The organism is Priestia sp. D51, assembly GCF_053345675.1.
Genome location: NZ_JBLTIR010000001.1, coordinates 407836 through 421058, shown reverse-complemented (window position 1 = coordinate 421058; position 13223 = coordinate 407836). Strand labels below are relative to the sequence as shown.

The following is a 13223-nucleotide window of genomic DNA, read 5'->3' as shown; positions in this document are numbered from 1 at the left end:
TTATTTCCCCCTTAATTGTAAAAGTGCCTGCAGAGCAAGCTCGTATCCGTATAAACCTAACCCGACAATTTGACCATGCGTAACAGGTGCCGTCACCGAATGGTGGCGAAACTCTTCACGCTTATGTACGTTCGAAATATGCACTTCAATAACAGGAACAGATATACTGGCAATCGCATCTCGAATGGCATAACTGTAGTGAGTAAAAGCACCAGGATTGATCATAATCCCATCAAACTTCTCATCCGCTTCGTGAATCCAGTCGATAATTACACCTTCGTGATTAGACTGTACGCACTCAACTTCTACCCCATGGTCTCTGCCTGCTCGCTGAAGCTTCTCTTCAAGATTTTGAAGATTATCTGTCCCATATACCGCTGGTTCGCGTACGCCTAAACGGTTTAAATTAGGACCGTTTATTACTAAAATCTTATTCATCTTATTTCAACACTCTCCCCTACTACGAACCCTTTATGCAGCTCACTTGTGTGAATCTACACTTTATTTTTCTTTTTAAATCATTATATAGAATATATTAGCATACGTTGGAACATTCACACTACTTATTCGCCGTTTGAAAATCTGTAGATTCGTCTTTTGTTTGAAGCTCTGCCGCTTCAAAAGAAATGGAATATCCGATGAATACACCATATAAAATATAAATACAGAGGGATGAAATAATTGTGTTAGCTGGAAGCTCTCCAATTGTTTTCAAGTTAGGAAAGAGCGGATTCAAAACAACGAATACGATTGCCCACCATAATAAGCCGTAAGCAAAACCTATCCAAATTGTTTTAAACTTCTTTAATAGGACGTAGTATAACAACCCGACAACAATAGATAATACCCCTATGAGAAAAATACTGACGATAACACCTATTCCTTTATCCTTCCAATCACCTAATGCCCATGGATCTAAAAGCATATTTGGATTGATAACACTAAAGCTAAACAGATAATTTAAATAGCCAATAAAGCTCCAGAAAACCCCTCCAAAAAAGGAAATAAAGATGGCTTTAAATAAAAAAGATATTTCCTGTTTATGCGTAGGTTGGTTATCCTGTTTTTTTTCATGCTGTTCTTTAGGTTCTGACATATTAATCACCTCTTGATGTAGTATGAACTTTTTTCTCATTTCCTACCGACTCATTTCTAAGTTTTTACGTTTATTACTCTTCCTATACGCAAGAAGGGCGCCTGATATCGCAGAGACATTTTAAAACTACTTCACACAGAGTTTCATAAACAAATTTTATAAATGAAAGGAAAAAAATTCATATGAAGGGTGTGGAGATGAAAAATATTGGCTAAACTAGATAACATGCATCCGCCTAGAGGTTTATTTGATTTTGCTGTAGAATATAAAATACTAAGAAGTCTAGTCTAGTTAAGTTAGGTTGGTGCCTGAAATGTCTAAATTACAAAAACCTGCGTATGGTGGTCAAGCCGTTATAGAAGGTGTCATGTTCGGTGGCAAACGTATGATGGTGACGGCTATTCGCCGCAAAGATCAATCTATTGATTATTTTCATTCAAAAAGAAAATCAAATTCCGTACTCACTGCTTTAAAAAAAATTCCTTTTTTACGAGGAATTGCTGCTATTGTTGAAGCCAGTGCAAACGGTACGCAGCACTTGAACTTTTCCTCTGAACGCTATGACGTGAATCCAGAAGATGATGCTCAAGTAGCAGCAGAACAACAAAAAAAGAAAAAAGAATCAAAACTATCTTTAATATTTGGCGTTGCAACTATTGGTGTAATATCCTTTCTTTTCGGGAAAGTACTATTTACATTGATTCCTGTGTTTTTAGCACAATTGACACGTCCTGTTTTCACTTCAAGTGTAGCTCAAGTTTTTATTGAAGGAGTATTTAAACTATTATTGCTCCTTGGCTATATTTATGTGATTTCACAAACGCCACTTATTAAACGGGTGTTTCAATATCATGGAGCAGAACACAAGGTCATTAATGCATATGAAAACAATGCTGAACTTACGGTAGAAGCCGTTCAAGCACAATCTCGACTTCATTATCGCTGCGGAAGTAGCTTTATCCTCTTTACCGTAGTTGTAGGAATGTTTGTCTACCTACTAGTTCCAACGGATCCTCTTTGGTTACGAATTGTGGATCGCCTTGCATTAATTCCAGTTGTCCTTGGTTTATCATTTGAAGTGTTACAGTTAACCAATAAAGTTCGTCATGTCCCTCTTCTTCGCTTTTTAGGTTATCCCGGTTTATGGCTTCAGCTTTTAACAACCAAAGAACCAAAAGATGATCAAGTTGAAGTTGCGATTGCTTCATTTAAAGAACTTTTACGCGTTGAAAATGAACTTTCTTCTACCACTGACGAACAAGTTGTCTAATCCACACCGTTTTGCTTTCTTTTTTTACTATTTTAGGAGGTGAACAAAATGAGACGTCCATTCGTGAAACCACTTGTATATGGTCTAATCGGGTTAGGAGTCATTGGCTTTGCATTTACGTTGATTACAGATCCAGCTGTTTTATTACGTCAAGCAGGTTATATTTTTCTGTTTATCATTTTGTTTTACTTAGTTTATCGGTTTATTCTCCGCCCTTCTCAGACAAAAGGTCAAGATAGAGGCTATGTGCGCGCAGTAAAGCAATCGAAACTGCGTCAAAAAGAAAAAGAGCGAGGAAGCAACAAAGTTGATATGCATACGTACCGAAGCTCAAATAAGCGCCCGGTATCCAAATCAACGAAACCGCTAAAGAAAAAGAAAAACAACTCACACTTGACCGTCATCGAAGGTAAAAAAGGAAAAAAGAAAAATAGAGCATTCTTTTAAAAAAACAAGGAGAAAAGCCTCCTTGTTTTTTTAATAGCACCATTTTTTCAAAAATGCCCTTGTACGCTTTTTGCCAAACGCAATCAGCTCTTCCTTCCGTTCTTCTGTGAGGGTAAATTCTGTCGCAAAAACTTGATTAACAGGTAAAAAGATAATATTTTTCTCGTGACGTTTTGAAATATGTCTTGCATCGTGCGCATCTTTCATCGTCTCAAAAAGCGCACTGAATAAACCAACGGCATTTTTAATTTTATTCCGTTCTCTCTCTTCGTCCTTCGGACTCAGCTTCACACCAATTACCGGTCGTTTCTTCAAACTTTTATCATCATCAAATAAAAAAATTGGAAAGTTGCTTAACACTCCCCCGTCGACTATTAAACTGCTTGGAGTAGATTTTAATTTAACCGGCTCAAAAAAATATGGAATGCTGCAGCTCATCCGAACGGCTCTTGCTACAGAAAAACGATTCGGATCAATGTGATATTTAGGCAAATCATCTGGAAGAACAAGCATCGTACTGTTGGTCAAATCTGACGCAATAATACGCAGCGACTGATCAGGCAAATCAGCAAATGTACGAATTCCTCTGCTCCGCAACTTCTCAGCAATCCACTTTTCAAGCCTTTCTCCTTTATATAATCCCATTTTCCAATATAAAAACAGCCATTTTGTCAAGCTCGATGGTAAAAAGGACATTCTTTGATCTAGGAAAGAAGATAACTCAATTTCATTCATCATTTCAACGATTTCTTCACTTGTATAACCAGCTGCTACAAATGCACAAATAATGGAACCCGCACTCGTTCCCGCTAACCGCCGAAAAATAAAGCCTTTTTCTTCTAGAGCTTGTAACGCACCAATCAGTGCAAGCCCTTTAATACCGCCACCTGAAAATACTCCGTCGACGTACACAGCCTCTCCTCCAAACTACCTACTCTACATTTGTAGTCGACTCAGCAACAAGTTATGATAAAAAGAAAAAAAGCAGTGACGCTATTGGCCGCTGCTTTTTCCTTATAATTTTTGCTCTTCTTCATTTCGTTTCTGTACATTGCGAAGATCTTGAATACGGTTATGATTTTCTTCAAAGTATTGAACCAAGTCCCCAATTCGATCAATGGAATTCCAGCTTAAATGATGTTCAATTCCTTCTACGTCATCATAAATATTCTTCTCATCCACGCCAATGATTCGCAATAGCTGCTCTAAGAGCTCGTGGCGATAAACAAGACGTTTTCCAATCTTCTGTCCCTTAGCTGTTAAAACAAGGCCTCGATATTTTTCATAAATTAAGTACTCATCTTTGTCTAGTTTTTGAACCATCTTTGTTACAGATGAGGGGTGAACCGCCAATGCATCAGCAATATCAGACACTCGAGCGTATCCTTTATCTTCAATTAGCATATATATTTGTTCAATATAATCTTCCATACTCGGTGTAGGCATGAAATCTCCCCCAATTAATATTATGTATTGCTAATAATAAGTCATAAATGTCTGTTTCTTATAGTGATATCGTGTTCATGTTTGATAATCTATGTGAAAAAAACGTGTAAATAAAGCGATGTCATAAGATAAAACTGGATAAAAGACATTCAATTAAAATCATACTACAATGCTTATACAAATACAAGAACCGTTCTCCCGCTTCTTATTTATGCCCCATTTTCATACATAATAAAAGCCGACTCACTTGAGTCAGCTTTTACTAGTCAATCATGATTAAAAATTAAAGGCCGCATTTCAGCTGTGCACCACAGTTTGTACATGTGTTGCATCCGCCCATTTCCTCTACCGTTCCTTGACGGCAAACCGGACACGTATTACCTACTTCAGAACCGATTGTTACATCAGTTGAACGAATTTCATTAATTGTATCAACTAACACAACGTGTGGTTTTGTTTCTTCTTTTGGCGCTTCAATTTCTTCATCAAACGTATTTTCTTCTGCTTTTAGCGTTAAGACTTGTGCATCACGGCTTCCGTCTACGTACACCGTACCGCCTTTTGCTCCGCCTTTATACAGACGCTCGTACACTTTTTGAACTTGCTCTACCGTGTAACCACGAGGAGCGTTTACTGTTTTACTAATTGAGCTATCAATCCAGCGCTGAATCACACATTGCACGTCCGCGTGAGCTTGTGGTGCAAGTTCCATAGCTGAAATGAACCATTCAGGAAGATTGTTTGGATCTGCTTCTGGATGCTGATCTAAATACTCTTGAACGATATCAGCTTTTACTTCAATAAATTTACCTAAACGGCCGCTTCGGAAGTATGAGAATGAGAAATAAGGTTCAAGACCCGTTGATACTCCAACCATCGTTCCAGTACTGCCTGTTGGCGCTACTGTTAATAAATGCGAGTTTCGGATACCGTGATCTTTAATGTTTCCACGAATATCTTCAGGCATTTTTTTCATGAAGCCTGTATTTGTGAATGCTTCACGTAAAGAAGCCGTTTCAGCATCTGTTTCGCCCACTAAGAACGGGAAGCTTCCTTTTTCTTTTCCAAGCTCTACAGACGCGCGGTAAGCCGTCGTTGCAATTGTTTCAAACACTTTATCTACTAACTCATTGCCTTTGTCAGAGCCGTATTCTGTTTCACAATAAATAAGAAGATCGTGAAGACCCATTACACCAAGACCAACGCGGCGTTCGCCAAGCGCTTGCTTTTGGTTTTCTTCTAAGAAATAAGGAGTTGCATCAATAACGTTATCTTGCATTCTAACGCCCGTTTCAACCGTTTGACGTAGCTTTTCAAAGTTAACTGTTTTTGTTTCTTTATCTGCCATTTGCGCTAAGTTAACAGCAGCTAAGTTACAAACAGAGAATGGTGCAAGTGGTTGTTCACCACATGGATTCGTTGCAACAACGTGCTGACCATATGCTTGAGCATTTGTCATGTCATTGGCATTGTCGAAGAAGAAAATGCCTGGTTCAGCTGAGTACGTTGCACAAATATTAATTAAGTTCCATAGCTCTTTTGCACGGATAGTACGGTACGTACGAACTTTGTTTCCTTGTTTTGCCCACTCGCGCACGTCGCCTACTTCGTGCCAGTTTTCATTGTAGTTAGCCATTTCTTCTTTTGAATAGCTTTCTACGTCTGGGAAGCGAAGTTCGTATTCACCGTCGTTTTCAACAGCATCCATAAAATCTTTTGTTAAGCATACAGAAATGTTTGCTCCTGTTAAAAACTCTGAGTTATGAACGCTGTACGTTCCGCCAGTTTGCAGCTTTTCTTCTGCATCTTTAATGATTTTTTCATTAAATCCACCAAGACCAGGAATTTGTTTATAGTTAATGATTCCTTGGTACATTGCTTCTTCAGACTCTGTTAGCGGCGTGAACTTCAATTTATCTTGCGCGTGCTTTTTAATCATTTCGTCATTTGTGTTTTCAATTAAGAAACGTAAAATGCGAGGGTTTTGCATTTTAGAAATAATAAACTCTACAATGTCAGGATGCCAGTCGGCAAGCATGATCATTTGTGCCCCACGACGCGACCCACCTTGCTCAACAAGATGCGTCAGTTTAGCAATATCATCTAACCATGAAACCGAACCAGATGATTTGCCGTTTACACCGCGAGCCAGCGTGTTGCGCGGGCGAAGAGTTGAACCATTCGTTCCAACACCGCCTCCGCGGCTCATGATTTCCATTACTTGTTTGCGGTGTTCTGAAATACCTTCACGTGAATCTTTTACATAAGGCATTACGTAACAGTTAAAGTACGTTACATCCGTGTCAGCACCTGCACCGTAAAGAACGCGGCCAGCTGGTACAAAGTTTAGCTGAACAAGCTCTTGATAGAACTTTTCAAACCACTCTTTGCGCTTTTCTTCTGTTTTTTCCACAGAAGCTAAGCCTGTTGCATTACGTTTTGCAATTTGCTCATAGAAGACCTCTAGAGGTTTTTCAATGACATCTAAAGAACGAGTAATTAACCCATTTTCTGCTTCTTCAGGTGATAAAGCTCCTCTAAACTCATCTTCTACCTTGACAACAGCGGTTTTTTGCTCAAAATTAATGCTTTCCACATAGCCAAGTCCTCGTGCTGGAAATTTTGGGTCTTCTTTTACAGTTAGAACAACAAAATCTCCTTCTGATAACGTTAATTTTTCCGTATCTTTAAACGCATAGCGGTCTAACATTACCAATCTTGAAACACCTTTATGAGTCAACTTCATATCCGGTGTAATCGGATGTACTTGCGGAAAGCGTTCAATATCTGAATTGAGCTTTTCAACATTCATATTCACTTTTTGATTTAACAAAACAGTCATTCTCACAACTCCTTACCTATCGAACATCTATAAATTTATTAACTCTATTTCCTTTTAAAGGAAATAGAGTTTTTCAATCAACTATCAATAACTTACCACACGGCTTGGACGAATTCAATATATAGTATTTGACACTTCTCCAAACATCTACATATAGAAGGGTGTCAAGTGAAATATTTTTTTTTTCGTAAAAAAAGTGTTTGACTTTTCTTCCCTATGTATTCTATTAGCCAAGCATTGTTTCTAAAAATTCCAATAAAAAGTGCAACTTATAAGAAGTTGCACTTTTATCTATTTACCATCCGCATTCGTTTAGCGCTTAAAGTTCCATTCATCCGATCCGTACTTTGTGCGCGCTAGTTCTTCTACATATGCTTCCTCTTCTTCAGATAGTATATACGGTTCTAAATCGATATCAAGAGCAGAAGCAAATCCTTTATAAAACGCTTCTTTTGCTTCTTCGATAGAAATTTTGCGACCCGCAATTGCATTGATGGCTACCGCTTTAGAACGAAATGCGCGCTGCATTCTTTCTTTCACGCGGTCATTTGGATAATTAAACACGCTGAATAATTTATCTTCATCAATCTCTAACAGAATAGAGCCGTGCTGTAGAATAACTCCTTTTTGTCTAGTTTGGGCACTTCCAGCAATTTTGCGGCCCTCTACAACAAGTTCATACCAAGAAGGAGCATCAAAACATACAGATGAACGAGGGTTTTTTAAGCTATTTTTTTCTTCTTCTGAACGAGGAATAGCAAAATAAGCCTCGAGCCCTAACGAACGAAATCCTTCCAGTAAACCTTCAGAGATGACGCGATATGCCTCTGTAACTGTCTTAGGCATATTAGGATACTCTTCAGATACAATGACGCTGTAAGTAAGCTCTTCATCATGAAGCACGCCCCTGCCGCCCGTTGGACGTCTCACAAAGCCTAATCCTAATTCTTTTACTTTATCAAAGTTAATTTCTTTTTCAGCTTTTTGAAAATAACCGATTGACAGCGTTGGAGGGTTCCATCCGTAAAAACGAATCGTAGGTGGAATTTCCCCTTTACTATGCCATTCTAATAACGCTTCATCTAACGCCATATTGTAATAAGGCGAACGGTTGTTGGAATCAATAAATCTCCACTTTGCTTTCATCTACCTCATCCTCAGCTATATGTAATATAAAAAATAAATCCGTTTTTTAGTCTACCAAAAGATTGAGCTAAGGAAAAGCAAAGAGCAACATAAAACTGCGAATTCAAATGTGGTAGTTTTTTCATTTTGGGGAAGAAATCCGCTAGATTCAAGGCAAAATCGCTTTACTTCTAATTTCATTCACTTATATAATAAGAGTATGGATTTTGTCGAAGAAAGGAAGAATCAGCATGTCACCAATTACAGCAGTACTCATTTTACTTGGAGTAATCATCATATACTCTGTCGTTATGTTCTTTATCCAACGTCGCATTATGAAAACGTTAACTGAAGAAGAATTCCGCAGCGGCTACCGCAAGGCACAGCTAATTGATATTCGCGAACCGAATGAATTCGAAAACGGACATATTTTAGGCGCACGAAATATTCCTCTTTCACAGTTCCGTATGCGCATTAAAGAATTTCGTCCAGATCAGCCTGTGTACATCTATTGTCAAAGCGGAATGCGCACAGGACGTGCAGCACAAATGCTTCGTCGCCACGGTGTTCAAGAAATCTATGATTTAAAAGGCGGCTTCAAAATGTGGAACGGTAAAGTAAAAAAGAAAAAATAATGGTATGTATATAGAAAAACCTCGCCTTTGGGCGAGGTTTTTTGTTAGACGTTTTGAACAGCCTGTTCTTTCTGATAGCGAAGAACTGGTTTTCTCGCTGCCAGCGTTTCGTCAAGGCGCTTCACAACCGTTGTATGCGGAGCTTCCTGTACGAGTTCAGGCGTCTCTTCTGCTTCTTTTGCAATTTGAATCATCGCATCGATAAACGCATCTAGCGTTTCTTTCGACTCCGTTTCCGTTGGTTCGATCATCATGCACTCTTCTACGATAAGAGGAAAGTAGATAGTCGGCGGATGATAGCCAAAATCAAGCAGTCGTTTCGCGATATCCAATGTGCGCACGCCAAGCTTTTTCTGACGTTTTCCTGATAAAACAAATTCGTGCTTACAGTGACGGTCAAACGGCAGCTCATAGTGTTCTGCTAAACGACGCATCATATAGTTGGCATTTAGCACAGCGTTTTCCGTTACGGCTTTTAAGCCGTCTGGACCCATTGAACGAATATACGTATAAGCGCGAACGTTGATACCGAAGTTGCCGTAAAACGGCTTTACGCGTCCAATTGACTGAGGACGGTTATAGTCAAAGTGATAGCCTTGTTCTGTTTTCACAAGCACTGGTTTAGGCAGATACGGAATTAAATCTGCTTTTACCCCTACCGGACCAGAACCAGGACCGCCGCCTCCATGAGGACCTGTAAAGGTTTTATGAAGATTTAAATGAACAACGTCAAATCCCATATCTCCAGGACGAGCTTTGCTTAATACTGCGTTTAAATTTGCACCATCATAATAAAGTTTTCCACCTGCTGCGTGAACAATTTCAGCCATTTCTAAAATATCTTCTTCAAATAACCCCAGCGTATTTGGGTTTGTTAACATTAAAGCGGCTGTATCTTCTCCCACTACGCGGCGTAAATCCTCTAAGTCCACTAAACCATGTTCATTTGATTTTACCGTTACCGTTTCAAATCCCGCAACTGTTGCCGAAGCAGGGTTCGTTCCGTGAGCTGAGTCTGGAACAATGACTTTTGTTCGCTGCGTCTCACCATTTGCTTCATGATAGGCACGAATCATCATAAGCCCGGTCCACTCGCCATGAGCACCTGCTGCTGGCTGAAGTGTTACTTCATCCATTCCCGTAATTTCTGTTAAATGCTCTTGTAAATCATATAAAAGTTCGAGAGCACCTTGAACCGTTTGCTCATCTTGAAGCGGATGAATATGCGCTAACCCAGCAATCCGTGCTGCTTGTTCATTCACTTTTGGATTATATTTCATCGTACATGAACCAAGCGGATAAAACCCTGAGTCCACTCCGTGATTTCGTTTTGAAAGCGCGGTGTAATGACGCATAATATCAAGTTCTGATACTTCAGGAAGCTCAGGAGCTTCGGTACGGACATACGCTTTTCCAAGCAGCTCTTCAGCATTTACTTGCGGAACATCTAACTCCGGCAATGAATAGCCGATTCGCCCTTCTTTACTGCTTTCAAAAATAAGTGATTGATTTTGATTAAGCATGAAGATCCCCCAATTCATTTACAAGTTGGTCAATTTCCTCTTTTGTACGGAGTTCTGTAAAAGCAAGCAGCATGTGATTTTCAAGTGCTTGGTTATCACGGCTAAGATCATAACCGCCAATTATTTTTGATGCTAATAAATGATTGTTTGCTTCTGTTACCGAAACAGGAAGCTTCACGACTAGTTCGTTAAAAAACGGTCCTTCAAATGCTACATTTACCCCTTTTGCCTTTAACGCTTCATATGCATAATGCGTTTTTGATAAGTTTTGCAGCGCCATTTCTTTTACACCTTGCTTGCCTAAAGCTGTCATGGCAACTGATGCTGCTAAAGCATTTAACGCTTGATTTGAACAAATGTTAGACGTCGCTTTATCACGGCGTATATGCTGCTCACGCGCTTGAAGGGTTAAAACAAACCCTCGCTTACCGTTTTCATCCACCGTTTGCCCTACTAATCGTCCTGGAATTTTTCGCATAAGCTTAGACGTAGTTGCAAAGTATCCGCAGTGCGGGCCTCCAAATTGACTTGGAATACCAAATGGCTGTGCATCTCCAATGACGATGTCCGCTCCGAATTCTCCAGGAGGCGTAAGTAAACCTAATGATAAAGGATTGCTTGAAACCACAAACATACATTTTTCTTGATGAGTCATTTCTTCAATTTCTTTTAACGGCTCGATTTGTCCGTAGAAATTTGGATACTGGACAATAACAGCTGCCACGTCACTTCCCATCTCTTTTTCTAATGCAATCATATCTGTTACGCCGTCTGCTGCAGGGATTTCTACCACTTCAATGTATTGACCCTTCGCATACGTTTTTAACACATCTTTTGACTCAGGGTGAACAGCCGCAGAGACAAGTACTTTTTTCTTTTTTGTTTGACCCGCACTGAGCATAGCGGCTTCTGCTAAAGCAGTTCCTCCGTCATACATAGAAGAATTGGCCACGTCCATCCCCGTTAACTCACAAATCATTGTTTGGAATTCAAAGATGGCCTGAAGTTCTCCTTGAGAAATTTCTGGCTGATACGGAGTATAGGCCGTATAAAATTCCGAACGAGAAATAACATGATCAACAATAACCGGCATGTAATGATCATAAACTCCCGCTCCTAAAAAAGAAGAATATTCTTTCAAATGAGCATTTTTTGCAGCCATATTATTTAATTCTTTTAAAAGCTGAGGCTCTGAAGCCGCTTTTTTAATATTGTATTCTCCTTGAAAACGAACGCGCTGCGGAATATCTGAAAATAAATCATCAACAGACGAAACACCAATTGCTGCTAACATTTGCTGCTGATCTTGTTCTGTCATTGGTAAATAGCGATGTAACATGTTAAATTCCTCCCAAAAGCTTACTTTGAACGTTTATAAAAAGGTGTTGAAACCACTTTTGCTTTTAAGCGTTTTTTCCGAACCTGCACTTCCACTTCTTGACCAAGCTCTGTATACTCTGCTGATAATAGCGCTAAACCGATGTTTTTCTTTAATGTCGGTGACTGTGTACCTGTTGTCACAAATCCAATTTGTTCTTCACCTGCAAATACTTCGTAACCGTGTCTTGGTATACCTTTATCAATCATTTCAATTCCTACCAGCTTACGAGGTGCCCCGCTTTCACGCTGTTCTTTTAACACTTCTTTTCCAATAAAGCTGTCTTTGTTCGTCTTTACTGCAAATCCAATTCGAGCTTCAATGGGCGTAATATCTTTTGAAAGCTCTTGGCCATATAAAGCCAAAGTAGCTTCAAAACGAAGCGTATCGCGAGCGCCTAGTCCGCAAGGCAACACACCTTCCTCACTTCCTGCTTCTAAAATAGCCGTCCACAAGTGAGAGGCGTCAGCTGAAGAACAATAAATTTCAAAACCATCTTCTCCGGTATATCCAGTACGTGAAACGAGAGCATTTACATTCGCTACTTCTACATCATCAGCAAATGTAAATGGCTTTAATGAAGCTAAATTTTCATTCGTTAACGTTTGTAAAACTTTTTCTGCTAAAGGACCTTGTAATGCTAGCTGCGCAGTTTCATCAGATTGATTAACGAGCGTTACATCTCCTTGTTTGTGAGACACAAGCCACTCATAGTCTTTTTGAATATTAGCAGCGTTTACGACCAGCAAATACTCTTGATCTGCTTTTTTGTAAATCAGCAAATCATCTACCGTGCCTCCGTCTTCATAACACATAGCCGTATACTGCGCTTTTCCATCTACAAGGGTAGAAACGTCATTTGTCATCGTATGCTGAAGAAAAGCTAAGCTATCAGCTCCTGTCACAAGAATTTCTCCCATATGAGAGACATCAAAAAGACCTGCCTTTGTACGTACAGCTTCATGCTCTTCTTTAATAGAAGAAAATTGAACGGGAAGAGCCCATCCTCCAAAATCAATTGTTTTGGCACCATATTTTTGATAGATATCATAAAGCGGCGTTTTGTGTAATTCTGTTGTCATATTTATGTCCTCCTCTTTTTCACGTGAAACTTTTCATAACGGGGAGTTTTCAAATAGTGTGGGGATCACTATGTATCCAAACAAAAAAGGACAGAAAACCCCCTACTGTATTTAGTAGGAAGTCTCTGTCCTTTTCACCTGAAAGTTTACCTATAAACGAATAGGTTTGCCTCGTGGGTGGTCTATAAACGCATAGACACTCTCCAGAGCTGCGTCAAACAAGAGTCTTTTTGCCTGAGAGATTCACAATTTTATTGCTTGCTCCTTCGGCGCTACATTCAAGTAGTCTCTCCCCGTGTCGTCATTCGCTTCTATAAAGTTGGTAAAGTTGGGCATACTACTGAAAGATGTATCTATCTTTATTCACACAATCATTTGT

The 13223-nt window shown here is 39.4% G+C and carries 12 protein-coding genes and 1 riboswitch; of the genes, 3 read left to right on the top strand and 9 right to left on the bottom strand.

Going from position 1 to position 13223, the window contains the following annotated elements; genetic code table 11:
* Both aroQ and ACNHOZ_RS02245 read right to left on the bottom strand, forming a co-directional pair.
* Positions 1 to 438, bottom strand: a complete 438-nt coding sequence (gene aroQ, locus ACNHOZ_RS02250; protein WP_013059157.1) for a type II 3-dehydroquinate dehydratase — start codon at positions 436 to 438, stop codon at positions 1 to 3.
* Between the two features lie 121 nt (positions 439 to 559).
* Positions 560 to 1096, bottom strand: coding sequence for a YqhR family membrane protein (locus ACNHOZ_RS02245; RefSeq protein ID WP_028411601.1), 537 nt, complete (start codon positions 1094 to 1096; stop codon positions 560 to 562).
* 313 nt (positions 1097 to 1409) lie between these two features.
* Between ACNHOZ_RS02245 and ACNHOZ_RS02240 the strand changes: the two genes are divergently transcribed.
* Together ACNHOZ_RS02240 and ACNHOZ_RS02235 are read left to right on the top strand one after the other, a co-directional pair.
* A complete protein-coding gene (locus tag ACNHOZ_RS02240; protein ID WP_447697040.1) occupies positions 1410 to 2366 on the top strand; it encodes a DUF1385 domain-containing protein in 957 nt (318 codons plus the stop codon).
* Between the two features lie 48 nt (positions 2367 to 2414).
* Positions 2415 to 2813 carry an SA1362 family protein gene (locus ACNHOZ_RS02235; protein ID WP_013059160.1) on the top strand — a complete coding sequence of 133 codons (399 nt, stop codon included), beginning with the start codon at positions 2415 to 2417 and terminating at the stop codon, positions 2811 to 2813.
* A gap of 30 nt (positions 2814 to 2843) precedes the next feature.
* On the opposite strand, the gene ACNHOZ_RS02230 is transcribed toward ACNHOZ_RS02235, so the two are convergent.
* The 4 genes from ACNHOZ_RS02230 to ACNHOZ_RS02215 form a co-directional block, all read right to left on the bottom strand.
* Entirely contained in the window at positions 2844 to 3725 is an 882-nt protein-coding gene (locus ACNHOZ_RS02230; RefSeq protein WP_028411603.1) for a patatin-like phospholipase family protein, read from the bottom strand.
* A gap of 102 nt (positions 3726 to 3827) precedes the next feature.
* The gene (gene mntR / locus ACNHOZ_RS02225) at positions 3828 to 4259 is read right to left on the bottom strand and encodes a transcriptional regulator MntR (protein ID WP_013085004.1); all 432 of its coding nucleotides are present in this window, start codon (positions 4257 to 4259) and stop codon (positions 3828 to 3830) included.
* A gap of 283 nt (positions 4260 to 4542) precedes the next feature.
* Positions 4543 to 7101 (bottom strand): vitamin B12-dependent ribonucleotide reductase, encoded by a 2559-nt coding sequence (locus tag ACNHOZ_RS02220; protein ID WP_048019765.1) that lies wholly within the window; start codon positions 7099 to 7101, stop codon positions 4543 to 4545.
* A 312-nt stretch (positions 7102 to 7413) separates the two neighbouring features.
* The gene (locus ACNHOZ_RS02215) at positions 7414 to 8247 is read right to left on the bottom strand and encodes a lipoate--protein ligase family protein (protein WP_048019764.1); all 834 of its coding nucleotides are present in this window, start codon (positions 8245 to 8247) and stop codon (positions 7414 to 7416) included.
* Between the two features lie 230 nt (positions 8248 to 8477).
* On the opposite strand from ACNHOZ_RS02215, the gene ACNHOZ_RS02210 reads away from it, so the two are divergent.
* The gene (locus ACNHOZ_RS02210) at positions 8478 to 8861 is read left to right on the top strand and encodes a rhodanese-like domain-containing protein (protein WP_048019763.1); all 384 of its coding nucleotides are present in this window, start codon (positions 8478 to 8480) and stop codon (positions 8859 to 8861) included.
* A gap of 44 nt (positions 8862 to 8905) precedes the next feature.
* On the opposite strand, the gene gcvPB is transcribed toward ACNHOZ_RS02210, so the two are convergent.
* The 3 genes from gcvPB to gcvT are packed head-to-tail and all read right to left on the bottom strand — an operon-like array spanning position 8906 to position 12844.
* Positions 8906 to 10384 carry an aminomethyl-transferring glycine dehydrogenase subunit GcvPB gene (gene gcvPB / locus ACNHOZ_RS02205; protein WP_028411605.1) on the bottom strand — a complete coding sequence of 493 codons (1479 nt, stop codon included), beginning with the start codon at positions 10382 to 10384 and terminating at the stop codon, positions 8906 to 8908.
* The gene (gene gcvPA / locus ACNHOZ_RS02200) at positions 10377 to 11723 is read right to left on the bottom strand and encodes an aminomethyl-transferring glycine dehydrogenase subunit GcvPA (RefSeq protein WP_048019762.1); all 1347 of its coding nucleotides are present in this window, start codon (positions 11721 to 11723) and stop codon (positions 10377 to 10379) included. The genes gcvPB and gcvPA overlap by 8 nt, the downstream gene beginning before the upstream one ends.
* Positions 11724 to 11743: 20 nt before the next feature.
* The gene (gene gcvT / locus ACNHOZ_RS02195; RefSeq protein WP_048019761.1) at positions 11744 to 12844 is read right to left on the bottom strand and encodes a glycine cleavage system aminomethyltransferase GcvT; all 1101 of its coding nucleotides are present in this window, start codon (positions 12842 to 12844) and stop codon (positions 11744 to 11746) included.
* Positions 12845 to 13056: 212 nt separating this feature from the next.
* Positions 13057 to 13149: riboswitch (glycine riboswitch) on the bottom strand.
* Between the last annotated feature and the right edge of the window lie 74 nt (positions 13150 to 13223).